This is a genomic window from Singulisphaera rosea (assembly GCF_054877945.1).
On record NZ_JBTYIP020000004.1, the window covers coordinates 310,574 to 336,769 of the forward strand.

21 protein-coding genes are annotated in these 26,196 nt (G+C 64.8%); 13 read left to right on the forward strand and 8 right to left on the reverse strand.

Annotated features, from left to right (window positions below; genetic code table 11):
- Window positions 1–40: 40 nt before the first annotated feature.
- Entirely contained in the window at window positions 41–193 is a 153-nt protein-coding gene (locus tag ACYOEI_RS10290; RefSeq protein WP_462849361.1) for a hypothetical protein, read from the reverse strand.
- 67 nt (window positions 194–260) lie between these two features.
- Between ACYOEI_RS10290 and ACYOEI_RS10295 the strand changes: the two genes are divergently transcribed.
- The 3 genes from ACYOEI_RS10295 to ACYOEI_RS10305 all read left to right on the forward strand — a co-directional run bounded on the left by ACYOEI_RS10295 (window position 261) and on the right by ACYOEI_RS10305 (window position 5,126).
- Window positions 261–2,603, forward strand: coding sequence for a carboxylesterase family protein (locus tag ACYOEI_RS10295; RefSeq protein WP_462849362.1), 2,343 nt, complete (start codon window positions 261–263; stop codon window positions 2,601–2,603).
- A gap of 217 nt (window positions 2,604–2,820) precedes the next feature.
- Window positions 2,821–4,293 (forward strand): glycoside hydrolase family 13 protein, encoded by a 1,473-nt coding sequence (locus ACYOEI_RS10300; RefSeq protein WP_462849363.1) that lies wholly within the window; start codon window positions 2,821–2,823, stop codon window positions 4,291–4,293.
- Between the two features lie 41 nt (window positions 4,294–4,334).
- A complete protein-coding gene (locus ACYOEI_RS10305) occupies window positions 4,335–5,126 on the forward strand; it encodes a class I SAM-dependent methyltransferase (protein WP_462849364.1) in 792 nt (263 codons plus the stop codon).
- Between the two features lie 44 nt (window positions 5,127–5,170).
- On the opposite strand, the gene epsC is transcribed toward ACYOEI_RS10305, so the two are convergent.
- A complete protein-coding gene (gene epsC / locus ACYOEI_RS10310) occupies window positions 5,171–6,133 on the reverse strand; it encodes a serine O-acetyltransferase EpsC (protein WP_462849365.1) in 963 nt (320 codons plus the stop codon).
- A gap of 503 nt (window positions 6,134–6,636) precedes the next feature.
- Here epsC and ACYOEI_RS10315 point away from each other — a divergent pair.
- Both ACYOEI_RS10315 and efp read left to right on the forward strand, forming a co-directional pair.
- Window positions 6,637–7,692 carry a methyltransferase gene (locus ACYOEI_RS10315; protein WP_462849366.1) on the forward strand — a complete coding sequence of 352 codons (1,056 nt, stop codon included), beginning with the start codon at window positions 6,637–6,639 and terminating at the stop codon, window positions 7,690–7,692.
- Window positions 7,693–7,842: 150 nt separating this feature from the next.
- The gene (gene efp, locus ACYOEI_RS10320; protein ID WP_462849367.1) at window positions 7,843–8,406 is read left to right on the forward strand and encodes an elongation factor P; all 564 of its coding nucleotides are present in this window, start codon (window positions 7,843–7,845) and stop codon (window positions 8,404–8,406) included.
- A gap of 221 nt (window positions 8,407–8,627) precedes the next feature.
- Here the strand turns inward: efp and ACYOEI_RS10325 are convergent, their stop codons facing one another.
- From ACYOEI_RS10325 to ACYOEI_RS10340, 4 genes are all read right to left on the reverse strand, one after another.
- Window positions 8,628–10,382, reverse strand: a complete 1,755-nt coding sequence (locus ACYOEI_RS10325; RefSeq protein ID WP_462849368.1) for a GNAT family N-acetyltransferase — start codon at window positions 10,380–10,382, stop codon at window positions 8,628–8,630.
- Window positions 10,383–10,612: 230 nt separating this feature from the next.
- Complete coding sequence (locus ACYOEI_RS10330) at window positions 10,613–11,644, reverse strand: D-alanine--D-alanine ligase family protein (protein ID WP_462849369.1); 1,032 nt, start codon at window positions 11,642–11,644, stop codon at window positions 10,613–10,615.
- Window positions 11,641–12,687 (reverse strand): D-alanine--D-alanine ligase family protein, encoded by a 1,047-nt coding sequence (locus ACYOEI_RS10335; RefSeq protein WP_462849370.1) that lies wholly within the window; start codon window positions 12,685–12,687, stop codon window positions 11,641–11,643. Before ACYOEI_RS10335 ends, ACYOEI_RS10330 begins: the two co-directional genes overlap by 4 nt.
- A complete protein-coding gene (locus tag ACYOEI_RS10340; RefSeq protein ID WP_462849371.1) occupies window positions 12,684–14,126 on the reverse strand; it encodes a KamA family radical SAM protein in 1,443 nt (480 codons plus the stop codon). Before ACYOEI_RS10340 ends, ACYOEI_RS10335 begins: the two co-directional genes overlap by 4 nt.
- 544 nt (window positions 14,127–14,670) lie before the next feature.
- Between ACYOEI_RS10340 and ACYOEI_RS10345 the strand changes: the two genes are divergently transcribed.
- Window positions 14,671–15,831, forward strand: a complete 1,161-nt coding sequence (locus ACYOEI_RS10345) for a M20 family metallopeptidase (protein WP_462849373.1) — start codon at window positions 14,671–14,673, stop codon at window positions 15,829–15,831.
- A 242-nt stretch (window positions 15,832–16,073) separates the two neighbouring features.
- Here ACYOEI_RS10345 and ACYOEI_RS10350 read toward each other — a convergent pair whose 3' ends face one another.
- Window positions 16,074–16,415, reverse strand: a complete 342-nt coding sequence (locus ACYOEI_RS10350; protein ID WP_462849374.1) for a hypothetical protein — start codon at window positions 16,413–16,415, stop codon at window positions 16,074–16,076.
- Window positions 16,416–16,577: 162 nt separating this feature from the next.
- Here ACYOEI_RS10350 and ACYOEI_RS10355 point away from each other — a divergent pair, with 162 nt between their 5' ends.
- The gene (locus ACYOEI_RS10355) at window positions 16,578–17,753 is read left to right on the forward strand and encodes a M28 family peptidase (RefSeq protein WP_462849375.1); all 1,176 of its coding nucleotides are present in this window, start codon (window positions 16,578–16,580) and stop codon (window positions 17,751–17,753) included.
- A gap of 49 nt (window positions 17,754–17,802) precedes the next feature.
- On the opposite strand, the gene ACYOEI_RS10360 is transcribed toward ACYOEI_RS10355, so the two are convergent.
- The gene (locus tag ACYOEI_RS10360) at window positions 17,803–19,794 is read right to left on the reverse strand and encodes a TolB family protein (protein WP_462849376.1); all 1,992 of its coding nucleotides are present in this window, start codon (window positions 19,792–19,794) and stop codon (window positions 17,803–17,805) included.
- 440 nt (window positions 19,795–20,234) lie between these two features.
- Between ACYOEI_RS10360 and ACYOEI_RS10365 the strand changes: the two genes are divergently transcribed.
- The 6 genes from ACYOEI_RS10365 (at window position 20,235) to ACYOEI_RS10390 (ending at window position 26,159) form a co-directional block, all read left to right on the forward strand.
- Window positions 20,235–20,786: a 3-hydroxyacyl-ACP dehydratase FabZ family protein gene (locus ACYOEI_RS10365; RefSeq protein WP_462849378.1), complete on the forward strand. Its 552-nt coding sequence runs from the start codon at window positions 20,235–20,237 to the stop codon at window positions 20,784–20,786.
- 323 nt (window positions 20,787–21,109) lie between these two features.
- Window positions 21,110–21,496, forward strand: coding sequence for an acyl carrier protein (locus ACYOEI_RS10370; protein ID WP_462849379.1), 387 nt, complete (start codon window positions 21,110–21,112; stop codon window positions 21,494–21,496).
- A 169-nt stretch (window positions 21,497–21,665) separates the two neighbouring features.
- Window positions 21,666–22,208, forward strand: a complete 543-nt coding sequence (locus ACYOEI_RS10375) for a 3-hydroxyacyl-ACP dehydratase FabZ family protein (RefSeq protein WP_462849381.1) — start codon at window positions 21,666–21,668, stop codon at window positions 22,206–22,208.
- 121 nt (window positions 22,209–22,329) lie between these two features.
- Window positions 22,330–23,661 (forward strand): beta-ketoacyl-[acyl-carrier-protein] synthase family protein, encoded by a 1,332-nt coding sequence (locus ACYOEI_RS10380; protein WP_462849382.1) that lies wholly within the window; start codon window positions 22,330–22,332, stop codon window positions 23,659–23,661.
- Between the two features lie 42 nt (window positions 23,662–23,703).
- Complete coding sequence (gene fabF / locus ACYOEI_RS10385; protein WP_462849383.1) at window positions 23,704–24,987, forward strand: beta-ketoacyl-ACP synthase II; 1,284 nt, start codon at window positions 23,704–23,706, stop codon at window positions 24,985–24,987.
- 128 nt (window positions 24,988–25,115) lie between these two features.
- Window positions 25,116–26,159, forward strand: coding sequence for an alpha/beta hydrolase (locus ACYOEI_RS10390; protein ID WP_462849384.1), 1,044 nt, complete (start codon window positions 25,116–25,118; stop codon window positions 26,157–26,159).
- Window positions 26,160–26,196 lie beyond the last annotated feature (37 nt).

Genomic DNA, 26,196 nt, shown 5'->3' on the forward strand with positions numbered 1-26,196 from the left:
CGTTTGACCTCGACAAGTCCCTGCCCTCGACCACTCCAGCCTAAGCATTCGACCGCTTGTCGTGCCACAGGTGCCGATCGGGAAAGCGGCCGGTGGCCTCGGTATGGGAAACGATCGCGTCGCGAGCGTGCGGGTGCTTGACCGGGGCGGTCGGGGTGTCAGAATAGAGCACGATGGAGTCGGACCGTCGCATTCCGGCCTTCCCCCTTTCCCTCCTCGAACGGATTATCGTCGGCCTCTCGGCGTAGGGAGACCCAGGCATGTCAAAGGCTCGATTGTCGAGAGTGGTTGGCCCTTCGGCGCTGACGATGCTCCTCCTGGGGCTCGCCACCGTCGCCTTCGGCGACAAAGTCGTCCTGAAGAACGGGGTCATGTACCGAGGATCGGTCGACCGCGACAACACGATCGTGTGGGTCTTCGATGGACTCAAGCGCGTCGTCCTCCGCGACTCGAAGATCGCGAAATTCGATCCCGATTCCACGTTTGGGAACTGGGAGAACTTCAGGCTCCAACAACCGCTGGTCAAGCATGCCGGGATGATGCCGAAGGAAGCTTTCGACATCAAAATCTCCCCTTGGAACGACCGGGGCCGGCGCTCTTTCAGCTACGTCTCGGCCCGCTCGACCAAGCCCGTCAGCATGGAGCAGGCAATCTACGAGATGGGGCCGTACCTGGTGAAGCTACGGGGCGTCGACGGCTTCTGGCAGGAAGGGCGATTGAGCACGACCCAGGTCCCGCGCGAGGTCGTCGTCGGCCTGCTCGGGAAGGTCGAACGCACGAACCTCAACGAACGTCGACGCGTGGCCAGCTTCCTGATCCAGGCCGGTTGGTATGACGAGGCCAACGCCGAGCTCGACGCCCTCGGTCACGAATTCCCCGACGAGCCCGGCCTGAACGATACCTTAGCGAGCGCCCATGCGGTCGTCTCGCAGCTCTTCGCCACGCAACGGAAGGCCGAGATCGAGGTCAGACGCCAGGGGCAGCAGTACCGCGAGGTCGCGAAGCTCCTCAAGTCATTCCCGACCAAGGACGTCTCCGCCGATATCCTCGTCGACGTCCGCGACCAGATCCGCAAGGACGACGCCCAGGCCGCAACCGACAAGGCCTTGACCGACGACCTGCGGGCGCTGGCCGACCGCCTCCCGTCCGAAGCGAAGGCCGAGTGGAAGACCCCGATGCTCGAGGTCATCCGGGCCTTGACCGAGGTGCCCGACGTGGCCCGCGACCGATTCGTCGCCTGGCAGAAAGCGAAAGCTGAATCGAACGGAAAGGACGAGGCACTCTTCGCCCTGGCGATGTCGGGGTTCGTCGTCGGTCCCGACGCCGCCGTGCCGGACCTTTCGGCGGCCTCGACCATCTGGAAGATGCGGTCGATGCTCCAGGATTACCTCGCCGGCGACGCCACGACGCGAACGGAGGTCCTGGAGCAACTCCAGTCGCTCACCTTGCCGCCCGATTCCTCGCAGGCGGGCTCGGCCCAGCGCCTCGACCTGCTATCCAGGCTCGCGACTCGCATGCCGCCCCCGCTCGCGGATCCGAAGCCAAAGACCAAACCCGGCGAGAAGCCGACGGTGCACCGGGTCCCGGACGACGGCAACGAAGTGCCCACGGAATACGCCGTCTCCCTCCCTCCCGAGTACCATCCGCTCCGGAGCTACCCGACCGTAGTCGCGCTTCACGGGGGGGGGGGGCCGCAATCGGCGATCGACTGGTGGGCCGCCGAGGCTTCGCGACGCGGCTATATCGTGATCGCCCCCGAGTACAACCTGCCCGATCGGTCCAAGGAATACGGTTATTCCGGCAGCGAACACGCGGCCGTCGAGTTGGCCCTACGGGACGCACGTCGCCGGTACGCCATCGACAGCGACCGCGTCATCCTGGGCGGGGTGTTGAGCGGAGGCGACATGGCCTGGGATTTCGGTTCCGCCCACCCCGACCTGTTCGCGGGGATGGCGATCGTGTCGGGACGGCCGTTCAAGTATGCATTCCGTTATCTGTCCGACGGCGAAGGGCTGTCGCACGCCGAGCAGCTCCCGGTTTACGCCGTCATCGGCGACCTCGCCCCCGCCGGGACCGAGCTGGTCTTCGGGAGCCTGCTCAAGCCCCTGATCGCGAAGAACTTCGACACCACCTACGTCGAGTACTTCCGCCGAGGCCTGGAGGATTTCCCCGAGGAGGCCCCGGCCATCTTCGACTGGATGGACCGTCGACGTCGCGACCCGGCGCCCAAGAAGTTCGAGGTGAAGTCGGCCCGCGACTCGGATTCCCGATTCTACGGGGTCGTGATCCGGGAGTTCGAGGAGGGGAGGACCACCGCCCCCGAAGCCGTCGAGCCGCTCGGCAAGAACCTCAACCCCGCCACCATCCGGATGCGGACCAGCGCGATCAGCAACCTCCTCCAATTCCAGACCGCCGGCCTCCGCCGCCTCGACGTCTGGGTGAATCCCAAGCTCATCGACTTCAAGCGGAAGATGGAGGTGAGGGTGAACGGCAAAGTCTACTTCAAGGGGATGGCCAAGCCCATCGTCGAGCCCTTCCTCGAAGACCTTCGGATCCGAGGCGACCGTCAACAAATCTACTGGCTCAAGGTCCCCATCGGTTGACCCCGGTATGGAGAGACGAAAACCCAATCGATCAACAGATAACGCGCACGAACGCATCTTTAGAATAACCAGACTTAAAAATCCGCGTTCATCTGCGTCATCTGTCGATCGATTCTCCGTCCCCTTCTGATCCGTATTTCATCCGTGTTCGATCCGTGGCTAGAGAATCCCCCTACCGGATGGCCGCACGCAAAGCCCGGCCTGCAATCCCGTTAACATGGAGTGCCCCGTGAGCGAACCCCAGACTCCCGACTGGGTGCGTGACGCCGTCTTCTATCAGATTTTTCCCGACCGCTTCGCCAAGAGCGTAACCGTCCCCAAGCCGAGCAACCTCGACGAATGGGGAGCAACTCCGACGCCGCACGGCTATCAGGGGGGTGACCTCGTGGGCGTGGTCGAGCGTCTCGACTACCTCGCGGAACTGGGCATCAACGCCATCTACTTCACGCCGGTCTTCCAGTCGGCCTCGAACCACCGCTATCACACCCACGACTACGAAAAAGTCGACCCGATGCTCGGCGGCAACGCCGCGCTCCGTCGGCTCATCGACGAGTCGCACGCGAGGAGTATCCGAGTCGTCCTCGACGGCGTCTTCAATCACGCCAGCCGGGGCTTCTTCCAGTTCCACGACATCCTCGAGAACGGCGCCAACTCCGCCTATCTCGACTGGTTCTCGATCCGAAGCTTCCCGCTCTACGCCTACGAGTCCGACAAGGCCCCCGGCTATAACGCCTGGTGGAACCTGCCGGCCCTGCCCAAGTTCAACGTCGGCACCCCGGCCGTCCGCGAGTTCCTCTGGGGTGTCGCCTGCAAATGGGTCGACTTCGGCATCGACGGCTGGCGGCTCGACGTCCCCAACGAGATCGACGACGACGAATTCTGGCGAGAGTTTCGCCGCCGAGTCCGAGCGATCAATCCCGAGGCCTACATCGTCGGCGAAGTCTGGACCGACTCCCGCCACTGGCTCCAGGGGGACATGTGGGATGCTGTGATGAATTACATTTTCACACGCGCCTGCATCGGATACTTCATCGGCGAGGGGATCGATTACGAGGAGCTGAACAAGACGAGCTTGCGCCACCTCCCGTCGACCGACGCGGCGGGGTTCCGGAGGACGATCGAGGACCTCATCAACCTCTACCATCCCAACGTCACCTCGGTGCAACTGAACCTGCTCGACAGCCACGACATGGCCCGGTTCCTCTCGCTCGCCCGGGGCGACAAGTCCGCGCTCCGGCTCGCGACCCTCTTCCAGATGACCTATCCCGGCGCCCCGTCGATCTACTACGGCGACGAGATCGGGCTGGCCGGTGCACACGACCCCTTCAACCGGGCCGCGTTCCCCTGGTATAAGCCGGAGCAGTGGGACAAGGACCTGTTCCACGACTTCCAGCGCTACATCGCCCTCCGCCACGCCCGGCCCGCACTCCGCCGGGGCTCTTATCGTGTCGTGTTCGCGGAAGGCGACGTCTTCGCCCACGCCCGACAGTTCGGCGAGGAGACGGTGGTGGTGCTCTTCAACACCGGGAACGGGACGCGTCGCGTCGATGTCCCCTTGGGAGACCTCGTGCCGGATGGGACGGGCTTCGACGAAGCCTGGACCCACGACTCGGCCGTCGTCGAGGCGGGGTCGCTCCGCGGCCTGGAGCTCGCGCCTCGGTCCGGCCGCGTCTTCGCGACCAAGGCCTGAGCCCCGCGCTCCTCCACCTCCTCCTCGAGCGACCCCGAACGATGAGCATGTCCCCTGCCCCACCGTCCTGGCGACTCCCCGAGGGGGTGAATGCCTCGCTCTGGGAGTACACTCACAACCCTCGGCTCGCCACCGAAGAGGACGACTACTTCCGCGGCCATCCCCTGTTCCAGGCCGATGCCCAGGCCCTCGACGCCCGATTCGTCGAACCTGGACCGCTAATCGACCTGGGTTGCGGGACCGGCCGACACTCGTTGCAATTCGCCGGTCGCGGATTCCCCGTCGTGGCCGTCGACCTCTCGCGCGCCATGCTCGAACGACTCCGGGAGAAAGCCCTCCTGGCGTCGATCCCCCTCTCGTGCGTCGAGGCGAACCTCTGCCGACTCCAGGGCTTTCGGAGCGGGAGCTTCGCCTACGCCCTATCGATGTTCAGCACCCTGGGGATGATCCGAGGCGCAGATTCTCGACGACGGGCCTTGGAGGAAACCCACCGGCTCCTCAAGCCCGGTGGGCGTCTGGCCTTGCACGCCCACAACCTCTGGCTCAACCTCTTCGATCCCCAAGGGCGCCGCTGGCTCCTCTCCCAGGCCTTCGAGGCGCTTCGCGGCCATACCAATCTCGGAGACCGGACGATGACCTACCGGGGCGTCGCCGGTATGCAGGTCCACCTCTACCGTTGGCGGGAGCTCCGCCGAGACCTCACCGAGGCAGGCTTCCGGATCGACGAAGTCCTCCCGATCGACGCCATCCACGCCAGCCCCATCCGCGCCCCCTGGCTCGCTCCCTCACTCCGCGCCGGCGGCTGGCTCGTCTTCGCGAGTCGGGCAACCTGAGGCGTGCTCAGGGTTCGCCGCTCCGAGAAAGTCGATCGAATTATTCAAATTTGATAATCGAAGCCCGACATCTCGTGGGGAGTTGCATTGGCGCCCGGGGTTCCCCGGTAGCGGAGCATCGGGCTCTCGATGGTGACGGTCGTGTAAGGAGGGACGCTCCGGGTGATCCAGGCGGAGGAGCCGACGACGGAGTGGTGGCCGATGACCGTCCTGCCGCCGAGGATCGTGGCGTTGGCGTAGATCACGACGTCGTCTTCGATGGTCGGGTGGCGTTTGAGGTCGCGGAGGATGTGGCCATCCTCGTCCCTCGGGAAGCTGAGGGCCCCGAGGGTCACGCCCTGGTAGATCTTCACCCCGACGCCGATCTCGGTGGTCTCGCCGATCACGACGCCCGTGCCGTGGTCGATGAAGAATCCCCGGCCGATGGTGGCCCCCGGGTGGATGTCGATCCCGGTCTTGCCGTGGGCGTACTCGGTCATCATCCTCGGGATCAGCGGCACGCCGAGCTTGAAGAGCTCGTGCGCGATCCGGAAAACCGTGATCGCCGCCACGCCCGGGTAGCAGAAGATGATCTCGTCGTTGTTCTTGGCCGCGGGGTCGCCGTCGAACGCGGCGCGGACGTCATCGGCGAGGACCCGACGTAGCTCGGTCAAGGATTCGAGCAGGCGGATCGCGACGAGTTGGGCCTCGGCCTCGAAGTCGGTCTCGAGGTCTTTCGCCTTGCAGTCGTGGCGGAACGCCCGGGCGATCTGGATCGTCAGCCGGTCGTGAAGGCTGTCGATCAGGTCGCCGACGTGATATCCCACGTTCCCGGGGTGGAGGTTCTGACGTCGCCCGTAGCCTGGGTAGAGGATTTCGCGGAGGTCACCGAGGATCTCGACCACCTCGCGGTAGCTCGGCAAGGGCGAATGGCCCAGGTGGTTCAGCCCTCCACACTCCTCGTAGGAATCGACAATCCGCTCGGTCAGTGCCGGGAGCGATTCCTTGAGCCGAATGTCGGTGGCCATCCCCGTCTCCTCTGAGTCCAATCACGAAACCGGGCCGCGATGGCCGTATTTGCACCCGCCGAAAGCCAGCACTTCCGCCGAACCTCATCACGAAGGCCGACTTCGGACGTGCCTCGCCGTTCGAAAACTCCGACCCTACACGCTTTGGAATCCCTTATTCCTCAGAATGTTAGGCCATTGTAGGGGAAGCTCCGTCGAGAAATCAATCGATCCCCCGGCCTCCCATTTTATCGGTCGTCTCAATCGAGTCGATTGACTCGATTCTCCCGATCCTCAACGCGTACGATATCCACATCGAACCCTTGACCCGCATGGCGATGGGCGTTCGGATGAAAACCACGGCCCGATCCCCTGCCTCGTTTTTAAGAATGGGAGGATTCACCACGAAGGCACGAAGGACACAAAGAATTCAATTTTTTAAATTAATTACATTATTTCACTCATCTTCTCTTCTCCTTTGTGCCTTTGTGGTGAATCCTCCCCTCCCCTGCGGAGTCCACTGGATGAGTCCGTCTGCAATCGTTCCACCTCGCATCGACCCCTCTCCGATTTTCGAGCTCTTCCGGGGCAATCACGCCACGGAACTCCTTACCGCAGCGGTCGCGCACTTCGACCTCTTCGGTCGGGTCGCACGGGGTCCGATCGCGTTCGAGGAGCTCCGGCAGCACCTCGGGCTCGAGGAACGTCCGGCGAGCGTCCTGATCACCGCGCTCCGGGCGTTCGGCCTGCTCGCGAACGACGGCCAGGGACTGCTGACGTTGACCGAGTCGGCTCATGAGCATCTCGTGCCGGGCGGCGCCTTCGACGTGAGCGGCTACATCGGGCTGGCCGCCGAGAGCCCGGGCGTCGTCGAGATGGTGGAGCGGTTGCGGACGAACCGACCCGCCGGCGAGGGACCCGAGGAGTCGGGCGCGGCCTTCATCTTTCGGGAAGGGATCGACTCGGCGATGGAGGAAGAGGCGAGTGCCCGGCACCTGACCCTGGCCCTGGCCGGCCGGGCGAAAAACGTCGCGCCTGTGCTGGCCGAACGATTCCCACTGCCCGACGCAAGGCGACTGCTCGACGTCGGCGGCGGCACGGGGATCTACAGCATCGCCTGGCTCCAACACCACCCCGAGCTCCGCGCCATCGTCTGGGATCGCCCCGAGGTCCTCAAGGTCGCGAGCGAGATGGCCGCCGCATACGGTGTCGCCGACCGGCTCGAGGCCCGTGCGGGTGATATGTTTCATGACGCCATGCCCGAGGGCGTCGACGTCGTGCTCCTCTCCAACGTCCTGCACGACTGGGACGTGCCCGAATGCCGTTCGATCATCGCCCGGATCGCGGCCGCCTTGCCGCCCGGCGGCCGGCTCCTGATCCACGACGTCTTCCTCAACGACGCCCTCGACGGACCTCTCCCCATCGCCCTCTACTCGGCGGCGCTTTTCCGGCTCACCGAAGGACGAGCCTACAGCGCAGGTGAATATCGCGCCTGGCTCCAAGAGGCGGGCCTCGTCCCCGGCGAGGTGATCCCGACCCTCGTTCATTGCGGGGTCCTGGCCGGCACCAAGCCCGTTTGAGAGTCGCCAAGTGGTCTAGCCAGACGCCAAGGCATTGGTTACCCTCGACGGAATTCCAGGGTCGAGGCAGCGGGTTGCGCCCGCTCTGACTTCTTCCATCCAAAGACCGAGCCGATCGAGCTACGTATCCCGGGGGCAACGCGCAACAACATGATGATCAAGGCCACCGACATCCGACGCGGGATGGTCATCACGATGGAAGGGACCAACTTCGTCGTGGTCGACTTCGCTCACCACACACCCGGCAACCTCCGAGCCATGGTCCAGACCAAGCTCCGGAACATGAGCAGCGGCTCGCTGATCGACAAACGGCTTCGCTCCGTCGACCAGATCGAAGTGCCGTACGTCGAGACCAAGGAGTTCGAGTATCTCTACTCCTCCGGCGACGAGCATGTCTTCATGGACTCCGAGACCTTCGACCAGCTCAGCTTCCGCCCGGAAATCCTGGGCACGGCAATGCAGTACATCTTGCCGAATAGCAAGGTCAAGGTCATGTACGTCGACGACAAGCCCGTCTCGATCGACGTCCCGGCCACGATCGACCTGGTCGTGACCGACACCCCCCCTGCTCTCAAGGGGGCGACCGCGACCAACCAGTACAAAGAAGCCGTCCTCGAAAACGGCCTGAAAGTCCAGGTCCCCCCCTTCATCGGCCCCGGCGAGAAGGTCCGCGTCGACACCCGCACCGGCGAGTATATGGAACGAGTCAAGTAACCATCCGATCCCGAAAACCGTCTCGCCCATATTGCGAGATCAGTGCCGGGTCTCCGTAAGTAGGGTGGGCATCGCCCACCGGTATCTCGAAAGGCCCGGTGGGCGATGCCCACCCTACTTACTGCTCCGCCACGGTTGACGCCGACGACCTCTGAAATCTTGTTCATCGCGAATAATCAGGCTTCGATCCGACCTCTCTCTTCCCTTCAACCTCCCCCGGCTCATGCCTGGCTCCGGCGCTTCCGGCCGAGTGCCCCGGCGCAAACCCCGGTCAGCATCCTGGCCGCATTTCGCCCCAGCGAGCGGATGTTGTACCCCCCTTCCTGCACCAAAAGGGTCGGGAGCTTGAGTCCGCCGATGCGGTACCCGACTTCGAAGAGGCCATCGGGGGTCAGGCTCCAGGTCCCGGTCGGGTCGGCCTTGGCGATGTCGAGGCCGACGGGGACGACGAGGGCCTCGGGCTTGAATTTGCGGACGAGCCCGAGCGCGTCGTCGAGGGCTTCGAGGTAGCGGCCGTCGTGGACGTCCTCGGCCAGCGGCATGTTGCAGTTGAACCCCTCTCCTTCACCCTCGCCGATCTCGTCGGCGAATCCCGAGAAGTACGGGTAGGCGAAGTTGGGATGCCCGTGGATCGAGATCGTCAGGATGTCGGAGCGGTTATAGAAGATGTCCTGGGCGCCGTTGCCGTGGTGGTAGTCGACGTCGAGGATCGCGACGCGGCCGAAATGGCCGGCGAGATACTGGGCCGCGATCGCCCCGTTGCAGAAGTAGCAGAACCCGCCGTAGGTGTCGCGCTCGGCGTGATGGCCCGGGGGCCGACAGAGGCTATAGACCAACGGGTTGCCCGCCACGATCGCCTCGGCGCCGGAGAGGGCCACGTTCACCGCGGCACGGGCCGCCTTGTAGGCATCGCGGCTGAGCGGTGTAAACGTGTCGATACAATAATACCCGGCGCGTCGGCTCCGGTCGTACGGCGGTCGGTCGGTCCGGCGGATCGGGAACACGTAAGGATAGACCATCTCCCCCTTGGGAAGGTCCTGGCAGAAGTTCCGCAGGTAATTGACGAAGTCGGTGTCGTGGACCGCCCGGATCGGCTTCTCGCCGAAGTTGCGGACGGGCAGTTGCTCCACATCGGGGAGCGTGCTGATCGCCTTCAGGATCACGTCCACGCGCGCCGGACGCTCGACGTAGCCCCGCTCACGGACGTGGTGCAAGGCATGCCGCGACGAGCAGAAAACCTTAAGCGGATGGAGCCGCCTCGGGCGTTTCTCGCGACGGGACCCCGGCTCGGCGTAGCGCGGCGAGCGGATCCGGACCGGCGAGTCGCGCACCGAGTCGATCAACTGGCGGACGTAAGGGTCGTCGGTCGCGTAGTGATACCGCTGGGTCAGGATCATCTCCATGACCTCGCGCAGGTCACCGGCCTCGAGCGGCTTCGTATTCTGGAGCGGGTCGTAGAGGAGTCGGGGCTCGGAGGGATTGTCGGGACGAATCGGCTGGTCGTACAAGGTCCCGACGATCGGGAGCGCTCCGTAACGCTCATAGAATTTCAAACGGGACTTGTTGGCCTTCAGATACGCGGGGTTGGTGACCTGGGTCGGGTCGTCGGTCGGGACCTCGAAGAAGAGCCCCTTGGCACCTCGGGCCACGAGGTCTTCGCGCAAGGCCTCATAAAGCGCCCCCCCGAGGCCCCGGCCCCGCCGTTCGGCCTGCGCCACGATGAAGTCGAGGTAGGCGTACCCGATCGAATCGAAATGGTCGGCCAGAGCAAACCCCGTGACGCGATCCCCCGGGCCGTGGGCGGCGAGGAGGATCGAGGGATAGCCTCGCGTCGTCTGCTCGCCGATCTTCTTGGCGATGTAGTCCTCACCCAGGCCGATGCCCGGGAAGGCGGCGTCGAGCATCGCCTGGACCTCGGCGATGCAGCGCCGGTCGTACTCGCGGTGGGCACCCAGGACGTGGCTGATCCGAAACATGGAGGCTCTCGCCGGGCTTGGGACTGGGTCGAGATTCTTTCGGCCACGGATGGAACACGGATCAGAGAAGGCATTTTTCCACGGATGACGCAGGAAGAAAACCATGAACACCAAACATTCAAACGTCATTAAAACATTGAGTTGATTTTGATTGATCTGTATTTCATCCCTGTCCGATCCGAGGCTAAAAACTCTTCGGCATCGAATGCGTCACGCCCCAATGAGGTCGATCACCCGAGTCCCGCGGCTCGTCCCAGGGCCTGACGGGCGATGGCGACGATTGTGGCCGCGTACTCTCGTCGGGAAGTCCGCAAGGCCCGTGCCCATCCGGCCGAGGGCCCGATGTCGGGGTTCGGATTCACTTCGAGGATCATGGGGTCACCCCGGTCGTCGAGCCGGAAGTCGACCCGGGCGTAGTCGCGGCAGCGGGTGGCCTGGAAGGCGGCCACCGCGAGTCGGCCGAGGTGATCGGCCAGGTCCGCCTCGATAACGGCCGGGCATCGGACCTGGCTGGCGAGGTCCTCGGCCGAGCCCGGGGCCCACTTCGCCTCGTAGGTCAGGATCGGCCAGCCGCCCGGGGCCGGCGTGAAGAGGACCTCGGCGATCGGCAAAGCCGAAGGCTCGGGTAGGGCGATCACACCGACGTTGAACTCAGGCCCGGGCAAGTACGGCTCGATCAGGGCCGCCCCTCGATACGCGTCGTGGATCCGACCGACGCGTTCCCGCGCCGAGGAGACGTCGAGGACGACGCTCGACTGGTCGATCCCGAGGCTCCCGTCCTCGGCGTCCGGCTTCACCAGGGCAGGGCCGTCCCAGGGCCAGGGCGAGACGGTTTGACCAGGGACAATCACGAGCGAAGGAGTCGTCGGGAGCCCGAACCCTCGGAGCAGGGCCTTGGCACGACTCTTCTCCTGGCAGAACGCCAGAGATTCGACGGAGGAGCCGGTGTAGGGAACGCCCGAGAGTTCCAGGACCCCGGTCGCGTAGGTTGCGCCTGCGCTCAGGCCACCGAACCCTTCGATGAGGTTGAAGGCGACCGATGGCCGGGAGTTCGGCGTAGGTCCGCCTTCGAGGAACGCGGCCAGCCTCGAGACCGGCGGCCCGACGGCGAAGGTCTCGGCCTGGAAGCCGGCGGCTTCGAGGATCGAGGCGATGGTCCGGGCCACGTCGACCACATCCGACTCGGAGGCCGAGTCAGGATGGCCAGCCGGCAGCACCGGGGCGTTGTAGAGGACAGCGACACTCGGACGCGCCCCGATCAACGGGGACCTCCGGCCGGTCCGGCCGTCGCAAGTCCCACCCGAGCGAGGGCAGAATCAAGGATCCGACGGATTAGCTCAGGATAGCCCAGTCCCACACCCCGAGCGAGGATGACGAGGTCGCTCCAGTCGGGGGCCAGGCCGGGCAGAGGGTTGGCCTCGATGAAATAGGGAATCCCGGCGCGGATCCGATAGTCGATCCTCGCCACGTCGCGGCACCCCAATGCCACGTACGCCGAACGGGCCGAGTGCAGCAGACGTCGCTGGACGTCGTCTTCCAACCGAGCCGGTGTCTCGTACGCGACCCGTTCGTCCCAATCCCGCTTCACTTCGAGCGAATAGATGAAACGGTCGTCCCGGACCTTGGGACGGATCCGCATCGCGCCGAGCACCTGGAGGCTATCACCGTTCCCGGTCAGGCCGACGGTAACCTCGTCGCCGGCGATGAACTCTTCGATGAGGATCGGTTGCCGATAGTCGTGCGCCAGGGTCTTGAACAGTTCGACGGCCTCTTCGGGGGTTTCGGCTAGGCAACGGGCGCGGATCCCCTTGCTCGACCCTTCGAAGGCGGGCTTGAGGATCAACGTGGCCACGCCGCCCAGGCCGGAATCTGCGAGGATCGAGGGGATATCGGAAGCCGAACGTTCGGAAGGGATCGAGAGGCCCCGGGGGATCTCCACGTCCGCGCCACGAACCAGACGTTTGGCCGCATCCTTGTCGAGCGAGACGGCCAGGGTGAACGGGTCCGAGCCGCTATAAGGGATGCCGAGCATCTCGAGGACGGCGGGGACCCGGGCTTCCCGACTCCGGCCGATCCCCTCCCCTTCGGCGAGGTTCCAGACGAAGTCGGGGGGTGCGGCGAGGACCTGTTCGAGGAACGCACGACCGTCACCGAGCAGGGCAACCTCGTGGCCCTCGGCCGACAGAACGTCGGCCAGGGCCCGGATCGTCTCCGGCTTGTCGAACTCCTCATAGCGGTCGTCGGGGGCGTCGCGGTCGCGATCGCCGACGGCCGGGGCGAGGTCGAACGCAATCCCGATCCTCAAAGGGAGGTCCCTCGCGTCCCGTGGCCCTTGCCGTTCTTGTGACCGTTCGCATGCCCGTCTGAAGGCGTCGAGCCGCCTAGCTCGAGTGGCGAATGGCCATTCGTTCGCGCCTTCGCCTTGCGGCGGAGCATCCGAGGGTTCCCCTCGGGGATCAAGACGTCGGCCTGACCCGAGAGCAGTCCGCTCACTCCTTGGGTCTCGACCTCGGGGGGCGCCGACGAGGGCTCCCCGGTCGGGCGATAATGGATGAGCATGCCCTCGTAATTTCGGAGGACGACCGAATCCTGCCCGGCCGAGACGAGATAGTTCGGCATCAGCGGGATCTTCCCGCCCCCTCGAGGCGCATCGACAACATACGTCGGTACACCCAGTCCCGAGATATGCCCACGCAGGCCTTCGATGATCTCGATTCCTTTCCACACCGGGGTGCGGAAGTGCCCTGCCCCGGTCACCGGGTCGCAGTGGAACAGGTAGTAGGGCCGGACCTTGATCCTGAGGAGGGCTCGGCAGAGGTCACGTTGCACGGCCAGGCTGTCGTTGACCCCTTTCAGCAGGACGGCATGATTATTCACCGGCATGCCGAGGAGCCGGAGCCGGTCGCAAGCCCGACGCGATTCGGGGGTCACTTCCCGGGGGTGGTTGAAATGGGTCTGGATCCAGATCTTCCCCGAAGCCCCGAGGACGTCGAGCAGTTCGTTGTCGTCGAGTCGCTGCGGGAGGGTGACGGGGACGCGGGTCCCGATACGGATGACGTCGAGGTGGGGGATCGCCGTCAGGTTCTCCACGAAGAACGCGAGTTTCTCGATCGGGAGCGTGAGGGGGTCGCCGCCGGAGACGATCACGTCGTGGATCTCGGGATGCTCGCGGACGTATTCGACCATACGCCGGTCGTCCCGAGAGACGGCATCCCACCCACCTCGTTTCATCGTCGCGCGTTTGCGGGTGCAGAATCGGCAATACATCGTGCAGACGTGGGTCGTGACTAGAAGCGCACGATCGGGATAGCGATGGGTGAGCCCGGGGACGGGAGAATCTTTTTCCTCGTCGAGCGGGTCGTCCTCGCCGTCAGTCCCGCTGGCTCCGGCAAGCTCCAGGGGGGATGGGATCGACTGGAGTCGGATCGGGTCGAGGGGATCGAGCCGGTCGATCAAGGAGAAATAATATGGCGGAATGGCGAGCTTGTACTGCGCCTGCAATGTCTCGATGGCGCGGCGTTCGGGATCGCTGAAGGAGATGAGGTCGAGGAGTTGCTTCGGGTGGCGGACCGCGTTCTGAGACTGCCAGCGCCAGTCGTTCCAGTCGCAATCGGGAACGTCGGCCCAGGCGGGGTGGCGGAAGCTCGAGTCCCGCCCCAGACTGGGAGGCTCGTCGCCATCGGCAAACTCGAGAGCGTTTGCGATGGAGACGCCTGGACCCGGCGAGCTTGGAGAATCACCCATCGTCGTCCTGCCCCTCGCATCGAGGAGATGTGGGGACTCGAACGATCGCCCGGGTCCCGAGAGATTTGTGGGATTCTAAGCGAACCGTCAAACCGGACAAGGGGAATCGCGTCGGCAAACGTCCCGGCCCGACGGAGCGCGTACAACCCACGTTGAGCGATCGGCGTGCCAACCGGGCGAACATGAGGAGAATGCCTCAAAATCGCGGAATCCCGAGCCATCGGCCGGACCTCTCCCTAATAAGGAAAGCGAGCCGACATGGCCGAGGCCGCGAGGTCTCGAGGCAACGTCGGACGACGCACCAAGGGGAGGACCGAAGTGATGCCTCCCGCGACCAAATTTAACGAATATTTCTAAACATGTCGACAATATCAATCCAAAAAGGTCATAGCCTCGGGATGCTGAGGACGCTCGCGGGGTGACTCGGGCATCCGGAGCGGGTAAGATCGGCGGGGTCCAGTCTGGAGGGACAACCGTCGCCGGTCGTCCCTGCGGCGTCGAGGGGCATCGGGGAATACACACCTTCAGGTCCGGAGTCGAATTCGTGGATGCCGTGACTCGCCTGCTGTCCGACCTCGTCGCGATCCCGAGCGTCAATCCGATGGGTCGGGCGCTCGCCGGTCCCGGCGTCCTCGAGGAGGGGATGTCGACCTACCTCGAGAACTGGTTCCGGGAACTCGGCGTCCCTTGCGAACGCCAGACGATCGCGCCGGGGAGGGACAACCTCCTCGCCCGCTACGAGGCGAAGGGGGGTCGCAAGACGGTACTCTTCGACGCGCACCAGGACACCGTGCCGGCCGACGGCATGACGATCCCACCGTTCGTCCCCGAGGTCCGCGACGGTCGGCTTTACGGGCGAGGGTCGTGCGACGTGAAGGGGAGCATGGCCGCGATGCTCATGGCCTTCGCCCGATTGGTGAAGGAAGGGCCCCCCGGTTCGGCCTCGGTGATCATGGCCTGCACGGTGGACGAGGAGTTCACGCACAAAGGGTCGTCCCGGCTGGCGGCCTCGGCGCTCGGGGCGGACTTCGGCATCGTCGCCGAGCCGACGAACCTCAACATCGTCGACCGCCACAAGGGCGCGGTGCGTTGGAAGATCCGGGCCAAAGGGGTAGCCTGCCACAGCTCAAGCCCCCACCTGGGGGTGAACGCCATCTACCGGATGGGCGGAATCATCTCGGCGCTCGCCGACTACGCGGCCGAGTTGGGCCGATCCACGCCCGACCCGGTGCTCGGGCCGCCCAGCCTCTCCGTAGGCCGTATCGAAGGGGGCGTGAGCGTCAACGTGGTCCCGGACTGGTGCGAGATCGAGATCGACCGCCGCTTGATCCCCGGCGAGGTCCCGGGCGAGGGGATCCGACTCGTCAAGGAATTCCTCAGCGAGCGGATCGGCGACCTCTCCGGCCTCGAGTTCCTCCCCCCCTGGGTCGGGATGCCCGCGTTGGCACCGGCCCCCGACCGCTCGCGCGAGTGGGTCGACCGCGTCCGAAGCGCCGTGGAGACCGCAACGGGGCGAATGCCCAGCCTGGGAGGGGTTCCTTTCGGGACCGACGCCGGGCCTCTCGGCGAATCCGGCCTCCCCTGCGTCGTCTTCGGGCCGGGCGACATCGCGCAGGCCCACACAAAGGACGAGTGGATCGAACTCGATCAGGTCCGGACCGCCGCCGAGGCCTATTTCGAGATCGCCCGCGCCCTCGGCGACTGAACGCTCAGGATCTCCCGAAACACGGAGGCCCCGGCGATCTCGATCGAGAACGCCGGGGCCTTCGTTATTACTCTTGCTCTCGAGCGAACTTCGAGGAGCTAGGCTCGCCCCGAAGGTCGCAAGGCTTTCGTCCCGGGCGCTTCGGACACGTGAATCGGGAGACGTTCGTCTCGCACTCACGCCAACTTGGCGAGAGTCTCATAAGACCGCGCGCCCGGTCCTAAACAATTCGAGAGGGCGGTTCAGAAGACGTCGAGGGTGAAGTGGTAGCCCGAGTAGAACTTCTTCTTGGTCCACTCGTGCCAGCCGTTCGGGTGCCGGATCCCGAGATGCCGCTTGCCGCCGTAGAAATTACGGTAGTAAGGCCCTTGGATCTGCGGCACAATCCGCTGCTCACGCGGGTAGACGTAGAAATTGTCGTAGAGCGAGCGGTATTCGAACCCGTTGCCGGGCGTTTGGGGCGGCTTGTAGGGCCAGTGCAGGTAATCGGTCCAATCCTGAGCCTGCGACGTCCCGACACCACCGCCACCGATCAGCGCCGCCGCAAGGGCAAACGCCTTGAGCCATGAGGCACGCGTCACCATCCACCTCCGTGTAGAGAATGCGTTCCCGTACGAAGCCGAGTATGCACGACGATTTCGCGGCAAGGCGGCCCACCTCGGATTTTTTTTCCGGGATCGGGTAGGATCCCTCGGGTCGCGTTGTCACGGGCCATTCCCGCAGTTCTGACGACAAGGAGGATCGCAATGCTCGCACGGATGACCCTGGCGCCGACGAAGGCCCGACTCGCCTTTGTCGCCCTCGCCCTCGTCTTCAACATCGACGGGGCCTCGACACGCGGCGAATCCCCGGAGCCCGACGTGAGTCGGCTCCGCCCCGAGGTCGAGCTCCTGGCCTCCCCCGCGTATCAAGGACGCCGAGACGAAGGAGGGCGGAAGACCGCCGCCCACCTGATCAAGGCATTCCGGGAACTCGGGCTGGAGCCCCTCTTCGACGGCAAGTACACCCAGGTGATCCCCTCGAATCCGCCGAAGGAGATGCTGGGCCAGAACGTCGGGGCCCGGATCATCGGATCCGACCCGGCGCTTCGGGACGAGTGGATCATCGTCTCGGCGCACTACGACCATCTCGGGACCCGGGGCGGGGTCCTCTTCCCGGGTGCGGACGACAACGCCTCGGGCGTCGCCATGATGCTCGAAGTGGCGAGGTCGATCGTCAAAGGGCCCCAGGCCCCCAAGCGAAGCCTCATGTTCATCGGCTTCGACCTCGAAGAGATCGGCCTGTTCGGCTCACGCTACTTCGTGGAGCATCCGCCCGTCCCGCTCAAGCAGGTGGCTCTCTTCATCACGGCCGACATGATCGGGCGGTCACTCGGAGGTGTCTGCGACCCCTATGTCTTCGTCATGGGGACCGAGCACGTCCCCGGCCTCAGGCCCTGGATCACTGACGCTTCGAAGGACCGCGCCGTGACGGTCGGGCTCCTCGGCTCGGACCTCCTCGTGCTGGACCGGAGCGACTACGGCCCGTTCCGGTCGCGGAGCATCCCGTACCTCTTCTTCAGCACCGGCGAGAACCCGAAGTATCACACACCTCAGGATACGGCGGAGACGCTCGACTATCCCAAGCTCGAAGCCATCAGCCGGGTCATCTTCGGCGTCGTGCGGATCGCGGCCTCCGCCCCGATCCTGCCCAAGTGGAACCCCGTCCCCGATCACCCGCTCTCCGAGGCCGCTACCATCCGAGACATCCTCAAAACTCTCCTCGAGAACCGGGAACGGCTGAAGATCGGATCGACCCAGGCAACCATGATGACCAACACGACGCGAAGGCTCGAAGCGATCCTGGCCCGAGGCTCGATGACCCCTGGGGAGCGTGTGGGGATGGTCAACCTCGCCCGCATCGTCCTCTTTTCGATCCTCTGACCGCTCGCCGACGCTCGTAACCGCGGCATGTGGTCGCGAGGTTCCGGGCTCAACGCAGGGGAGCGTCTTGCAAGCGATCCGGACGTTTGGCCGAGTCGAAGGCGGCCCGAGGGGGTTGCGGGGCAGGAGCGGGAGGGAGCACTCGAGGCGGGGCCCTCCTCGGGAGTCGAGGCGCCGGCGCGATCCGCTCGATGGCCCCTCTCGGTCTCCCTCGAACCGGGACATCGACGAAGTTCGGCGGGGCGAACGGCAACATCGGGCCGTCCGGTTCGGCGTCGGGTCCGAGGTTCTCGCCCAGCTCGTCAGCCACCCCACCTGACTCGCGGAGTTGCTTCGCCCTCTCGGCGAGATACGTGGACCACCCTCGGGTCGAGCGGCTCTCCTCGGTCAATACAAGGCCTGCGGGCGTCTCTTCGACTCGCCTCGGAGAGTGCGGCTCGATCGACTGGAGATAGGCGATCGTATCCCCGGCCCGCTCGGCCTGATTCTGCCCCAGGAAGACCTGGGCACGGACGCTAAGGAGGCGAAGCCTCGACTCCGGCGATGTCGTCCGATATTCCAGTCGATCGAGTGAGTCGAGCGATGCGTCGTAATCCCCGCGTAGGTAGTCGAAAAACAAACGGGCCTCATCGAGCAAGGCGCCGACCTCGGGTTCGACGGGAGGGGACGAGGCGGGGCGATCGCACAAGGGTCGACCAATCCTTGCGAGACGCTGGAGTCGCGTCAGGACCTCAGGAGTCGAGGAGATCTCGCCAGGGATCGGGAGCACCGAGGGACGCTCGATCGTCCGACCCGGCCCGTTGACCGTCGCGGGGAGGTAGTCTCCGAGCAAGGATTTCGCCCCCGCGACCAGGGTCAAGACCCACTCGACTCGGGCTGAGTCGTCGGCGACCATCGGCGAGAGGCGATGGCTGACGGGGTCCCACAGGCCAGGCGGGAGGTAGTCGTCGGGATGGCCCGCGCGAAGGGCGACGGTTTTTCCGTTGGGTGCGACGGCGAAGGCTCCGACCCTGACCTTGAAATCGATCGGGTTGTCCCGCTTGTAAGTTTCTTTGGTCCGAGGGAGATACCAGGTTACGACCGACGGCTCCCCGAGGATGTCGACGGCGTAGAAGAGATTATCCCCCTCGCGGTCGAAGCCGAAGGACGCCCCGAGGAATTGCTTGTCGCGATCCGCCGTGTCGACCAATGGGATCGCCTCGACCTTGCTGCCGTCGATCGGGACCCGCAGCAACTCCGAACGTCGCATCAGGGCATTCCCCTTCGCCCCTCCTCCGCGCCTGGCAACCACCAGGATCGATTGCTTGAACCAGACGGGGGCCTGATTCGTCTTGCCGATGTCTGCCAGGACTCGAGGTGCCCCGAAGTTGGTATCCAGGAAGAGGAGCGTGGCGGGGTCGGTCCCCCGGACAAAGGCCAGCTTCGTACCGTCGGGCGACCACGCGGGAAAGTAAGCATCCTCCACCATCTTGAGGATCCGCCCATTGTCAGCCCGGATGATCGCCACCGCCAACGTCTGCTGAAGCAGCGGGACCGCGAGGTAACGACCGTCGGGGCTCCATACCACCGCCAGACTCGGGAGCTCCGACGCCCGGACCGGGTACGTCTCGAGCGCGTGTTTCAGGAGGATCCGCTTTCGTTCGGGAGACTCCTGGACCACGACCTCGAATCGGGCGTGCCCCTCGTCCTCGGCCACCAGCCTGCCGAAGGCCAGGGTCTTGCCGTCGGGGCTCCAGCAGGGGGCCGTCAATGGCCCCGGGGAATCCTCGAGCAGGACGGAGACGCCCGAGTCCGGGCGTGTGGCCCACATGCGGTACGAGGTCGCAGCCGGTCGTCGGGGGAGTTCCGCGGGTTGCGGGCGCTTCACGCCGCTCCGTCCCACCTCGAATAGCCAGCCGGGCGAGGGCAAGGAACTGGTCGGGCGGACGGCGACCGTGTACGCCAACCAACGCCCGTCAGGGGACCAGGCGAGGGGAGACTGGATACATCCCAGGACGAATGCCGACGACAATCCCAGGAGATAGATCGCTCGCCGTGACATCACGAGGCCTCACTCAACCAGAAGAGAATCCTGCGGCGGGAGCTGCCGGGACGTAACGGGGAGGATCGTCCTCACAACCGAGACTAAGGACGCCGATCCCGGCCCCGACACAAGTATATAGGCGGCGCCCCTCCGGTGATACCGCGTGTTTCCGACACGACAATCGACCCGCCCCTCCCGCGAAAGAGCAAAAATAGTCAATTTAGGTTATTGAGGAAGAATAATTTGACGACGAAAGAGTCGGTTGTAGACTTAGGTCGTCAGGGCGAGCAGGACGAACGTACTCCGGCGGGGCGTCGCGGGCCGAAGGGAGTCTTGTCTCGGATAGGGCCATTCATTAAAATGATTGGCTTGATACTAGGATTGCGTGGAACCCTCCACACCACTCCGACCACGATCGCCGCCCCTGATCGGGACCCTCGTCATCCTCGGGGAAATCCATGCGTTTTGTCTTGATCGACCGGATCGTCGAACTCCACCCTGGTCAATCGCTGATCGCCGTCAAGAACCTCTCGCTGGCCGAGGAGTATCTCGCCGACCATTTTCCCGGCTTCCCCGTGATGCCCGGGGTCCTGATGCTCGAGGCGTTGACCCAGGCCGGGGCGTGGCTGATCCGCGATCACGAAGATTTTGCTCATAGCATCATCCTGCTCAAGCAGGCCAAGACGATCAAATACGGGAGCTTCGTGGAACCCGGCCGTCAGCTCCAGCTCCGCGTGGAGTTGATCGCGAACGGGGAACGCGAAAGCACATTCAAAGGTGTAGGGTCGATCGACGGCCAGGAGATGGTCAAGGGTCGATTCACCCTGATGCGATACAACTTGCGAGACCGCAACCCGGACCTCCACACGACGGATGCCTCGATCGTCGCCGGCCTCCGCGACCTGTACGCGACCCTGCGAAAGGGGTCGGTGGGTGCCCGGGCGATGATCAAAATGGCCCCCACGGCGGACACCAAGTCGCCGGTCGCGGTACCGGGTGCCGAGGCCTGATCGGGGCGACAGTCGCCCGATCGCCCGCCTCCGGAGCTCGATCTTACGGTTGCGAACGATTCGTCGACGGCGTCGCGACCGGCCCGACGGCTGAGGTTGCAAGGAATCCCGAAAATCAGCAAGATAAGCAACAACCGCGGGGATCGCTCTTTGCGGAGTTTTCCTCACGATCGTTCCACGGTTCGCGGATGGATCTGGCGCGGCTGAAGTTGCACCGAGAGTTTCGCCGACGATTACTTGAGTCAATCCGATTCATCGGCGACTTCTGGCGATTGTCCCCTCGTGGGATTGGGTAGTCGATCCCATTTTTTGTTGAGGATGTTATGCCGACACACGATGAGATTTTCCAGAAGGTCCAAGCCACGCTGGTCGATGCCTTGGGCGTGGATGAAGAGGACGTGACCAGCGATGCCACCCTCCAGGGCAACTTGGGCGCCGAGTCGATCGACTTCCTGGACATCGTGTTCCGGCTCGAGCGGAACTTCGGCATCAAGATCCCCCGTGGCGAACTCTTCCCCGAGAACGTCGTCGCCGACCCGGAGATGATCCGCGACGGCAAGCTGACGGACAAGGGCATCGAGGAGCTGAAGGCCCGGATGCCGTACGCCGACCTCTCGAGCTTCGCGGAAGACCCGGACGTCGAGAAGATCGGCGACCTGTACACGGTCGAGATGCTCGTACAGTACGTCCAGAGCAAGCTGGCGGCTTGAGTCGTTCCCCGCAGGGGATTCGTCGGTTGCGACCCGACCGCGCGGCCGCACCTCGGCGGCCTGTTGCAGTCCGAGCGTTGCGGGGGGAGATGGATCGTCCCGGCGGCAGGGCCGCGGGTCCCCCCGAAACCTGGCAGCGACCCTTGTTCGAGATGGGCGGGTGTTCCCGATGAGATGGATCTGGATCGACAAATTCCTGGAGTTCCGCAGCGGACAGTTCGCCCGCGCCATCAAGAACCTGACGCTCGCCGAAGAGCATCTTCACGACCACTTCCCGGGCTACCCGGTCATGCCGGCCTCGCTGATCATCGAGGGGCTCGCCCAGACGGGCGGGATCCTCGTCGGGGAAGCGGGTGGATTCGCCGAGAAGGTCGTCCTGGCCAAGATCCCCCGAGCCGAGTTCTTCGGGGTCGCCTGCGCCGGGGACCAATTGATCTATGAGGTCACGTTGACCGACCTCCGGAGCGAGGGGGCGGTCGTCGATGCCAAGGCGTTCCTCGACGGCGAGTTGCTCGCCGACGTCGAGATCGTCTTCGCCCACCTGGACAACTCGCGGGCGAATCAGATCTTCGGGCCGAAGAACTTCGTGTTCACCCAGCAGCTCCTGGGTGTCCTCGACCTGGCCAAGGCCCAGAATCGCGCCCGAGAGCTCGCCGGCCAGCCGGCCTCGAACGGGCAGGCGATCGAGTCGACATCCAAAAATGCCGACTGACCGACCAATAAACGTCTCAATGTGTTGCTTGCTCGTGGACTTTCGATCCCCTACGCAGGTTTAAAGACGGTTCGACGCCGCACCGGCGGGCCGGCCCCCTGTGGAGACCGACGAGTTTCTCATGCTTGGTTCCGAACGCCGCGTGGTTATCACCGGACTGGGTCTCGTCAGCCCGCTTGGGGTTGGCGTCGAGACCAATTGGGCAGCCCTGGCCGAGAGGCGTGGGGCGGTCCAGAAGATCGGCGCCTTCCCGGTCGAAAGCCTCCCCAACGATCTGGGCGGAGAAGTCCCCGACTTCTCGCCCAAGACCTGGCCGAAAAAGTACGCCCTCCCCGACCCCGAGCACCGCAAGGCCCTGACAAAGAGCCTTAAGTACATGGCTCGGGACATCCAACTCGCCGTCGCCGCGGCCGAGTTGGCCTTCGTCGATGCCGGGCTCGTCAACGGCGGCGTCGACCCGACCCGGATCGGGGTCGACCTCGGGGCCGGGCTGATCTCGACAGAGCTCGACGAGCTGGCCGCCGCGATCAACCTCGCCTCCGAGACCGGCGAGTTTGACTATCGTGTTTGGGGTAAGGATAGCATCGGCCAGATCCCCCCGATCTGGCTGCTGAAATACCTCCCGAACATGCTCGCGTGCCACATCTCGATCCTCCTGGATTGCCAGGGGCCGAGCAACACGATCACCGAGGCCGAGGCCGCCTCGAATCTCGCGATCGGCGAGGCCACCCGCATCATCGCCAGGGGCCGCGCGGACGTGATGATCACCGGGGGGGCCGACTCGAAGATCCACCCCCTGAGCCTCGTCCGCATGAGCCTGCTCGAGCAGATGTCGCATTGGCAAGGGGACCCCGCCGGGGCCTGCCGGCCGTTCGACGTCAGGCGCGACGGCTGGGTCCCGGGCGAAGGGGCCGGCATCCTCGTCCTCGAGGAGCGTGAACACGCCATCGAGCGAGGCGCCAGGATCCTCGGCGAGGTTCTCGGCTTCGGGTCGGGATGCGACGCGACGCCGGGCGGGGGCCTGGATCCGAACGGGATCGGCACCGAGATCGCCATGAAGGCCGCCCTCAGGGACGCCGGCATCGACGCGGGTTCGCTCGGTCATGTCAACGCCCATGGCGCCGCGACCCAGGTTTCCGACCTCGCCGAGGCCCGGGCCTTCCGCCGCGTGTTCGGCCCGGATGTCTCCGTCCCCGTCACGGCTCTCAAAGGCTACATGGGCAACCTCGTGTCGGGCTGCGGTGCCGTCGAATTGATCTCCAGCCTCATCGGGGTCAACCAGGGGATGATCCCCTCGACTCTGAACTGCGACGATGTCGACCCTGCCGTCGAAATCGACCTGGTGCGGGGCGAGTCGCGGCCGACCGAAAACCCAACGTTCCTGAAGACCAACTTGACCCGCCACGGCCAGGCGGCCGCCCTCGTGATCAAAGGTCACTCGGCCCGGGCCTGAACCTTCAGCCACGCGCTTTGCTTGCCGGAGAGGATCCGCGTCATGCGTCGTATCGTCGTCACGGGGATGGGAATGGTCACTCCGCTCGGGCGTGACCTCGAGTCGACCTGGTCCGCCCTCCAGGAAGGGCGGAGCGGCGTCGGCCGGATCTCCCTCTTCGATGCCGAGACTTTCCCCACCAAGATCGCCGCCGAGGCGAACGGGTTTCGTCTCGACGACTACATCAAGGACGCGGGCCGCTGGGAAGAGTATTGCCGAAATACGAAGTTCGCCATCGCGGCGGCCCAGATGGCGATCGACCACTCGGGAATCGAGACCTTCAAAGACTTGGACCGTTCTCGGTTCGGCGTCTACCTGGGCTCGGGCGAAGGCCAGCAGGACTTCCCCCGGTTCGTTGACCTCGTGCACAAGTCGTCCAAGAACGGGAAGGTCGACACCTCCGCGTTCACCCGCCAGGGGCTCCTCTCCCTGCACCCGATCCACGAGGCCGAGCAAGAGCCCGGGACGCCCGCCGGTCACCTCGCGAGCCTGTTCGGGGCACGCGGACCTAACGCCAACTGTTTGACCGCCTGTGCGGCGAGTTCCCAGGCCATCGGCGAGGCGGTCGAAATCCTCCGCCGAGGCGACGCCGATGTGATGCTCTCCGGCGGCACTCATAGTATGATCCATCCGTTCGGGGTCACGGGATTCAACCTGTTGACCGCCCTCTCGACCCGGAACGACGACCCGACCCGCGCCAGCCGACCCTTCGATCGCGACCGTGACGGCTTCATCCTTGGCGAAGGGTCGGGGATGCTCGTGCTCGAAGAACTCGAACACGCGAAGCGTCGAGGGGCGACGATCCACGGCGAAATCGTCGGCTACGGCTCTACGGCCGACGCGTTCCGGATCACGGATAGTCACGACGAGGGACGAGGAGCGATCGCCTGCATCCGAGAAGCCCTGGCCGACGCGAAGATTAATCCCGAGGACGTCGACTACATCAACGCTCACGGCACCAGCACCTCCGTCAACGACTCGATCGAGACGCTTGCAATCAAGAAAGCGTTCGGGGAGACCGCCTACAAAGTCCCGATCTCCAGCACCAAGAGCATGATGGGCCATTTGATCGCCGCGGCAGGGAGCGTCGAGGCGATCGTTTGCCTCCTCACGATCCGCGACGGCGTCCAGCCCCCGACGATTAACCTCGACAATCCGGGCGCGGACTGCGACCTCGACTACGTCCCCCACGTCGCCCGGAGCGAGTCGGTCAACGTGGCGCTCACGAACAGCTTCGGTTTTGGCGGGCAGAACATCGCGCTGATCCTCCGGCGCTTCACGGGCTGAATGGGACCGTGGGAGTCGATCCACGGCCTAGTTCCCCTCCCTTCCAAACCGACTCCACGGCCTCGCCGTGGGGCTGCGAGACAATTCCTACAACGATCCGACTTCGGCGATGATCACGGAGTTCACTCGTGCCCAGTGCCCCGGCCTTGATTCTCCTGGCCTCCCTCCTCCTCCCCCTGCTCGCCCTCGGCGCCTTCCTCATCTACGTCTACATCCGTTACGCGCCGATCGTCGGCCGAATTTTCGAAGAGAAGCCCCTCTTCCTGCCGCTTCGCGTGCGACCGCTGGAGAATGACGGCGAGGACGTCCGATTCCGGACGGTGGACGGGCTCGAACTGGGCGGGACCTACCTTCACGCTCGAACCGAGACTCGGATCGGAGTCCTCGTCTTCTGTCACGAGTACCTCAGCGATCGGTGGAGCTTCCAACCGTACGCCGACCACCTCCGCGACCAGGGGTTCGACGTCTTCAGCTTCGATTACCGAAATCACGGGACGAGCGACCAGGACGCGTCTTATCAACCCCTCCAGTGGGTCACCGACCACGAAAAGAATGACCTTCGTGCGGCCCTCGCCTACCTGCGGACCCGGCCCGACCGCGACCCGGCGGGGTTCGGCCTCTTCGGGATCAGCCGAGGGGGTGGGAGTGCGTTGGTCGTCGCGTCGAAGGACCCGGGCGTCTGGGGCGTCATCACCGACGGTGCCTTCCCCACTCGTGGGACGATGCTCGCGTACATCCTTCGCTGGGCGGAGATTTACGTCGGCAGTCCGTTCTTCTGGAAGCGGATGCCGATTGCCCTCTTCGCGTATGTCGGCTGGTGCGGCCGGATGTACTCGCAAAAGCGGCTGGCATGCCACTTCCCCGACGTCGAGCGGGCCGTGGCTCGGATCGCCCCCCGCCCCTGGCTCATGATCCACGGCGCAAAGGACGCTTACATCGGGCCCGACATCGCCCGTCAACTCTTCGCACGGGCCGGCGACCCGAAGGATCATTGGATCGTGCCGGGTGCCAAGCACAACCGTTGCCGAGAAGTGCAGCCCGTGGCGTATGCTGAACGGATCTCGAACTTCCTCAAGCTGTATGCTCCGCGGCGGCCGATTCCTTTAGAGCCTCGATTCCCCGATCGTGATGAGGCGAGGGGTAAGGCCCTCTCCTCGTCCGGGGTCTTCTGAACGAGGTGGCGGACCGGCTCGCGGATCAATGCGGGAG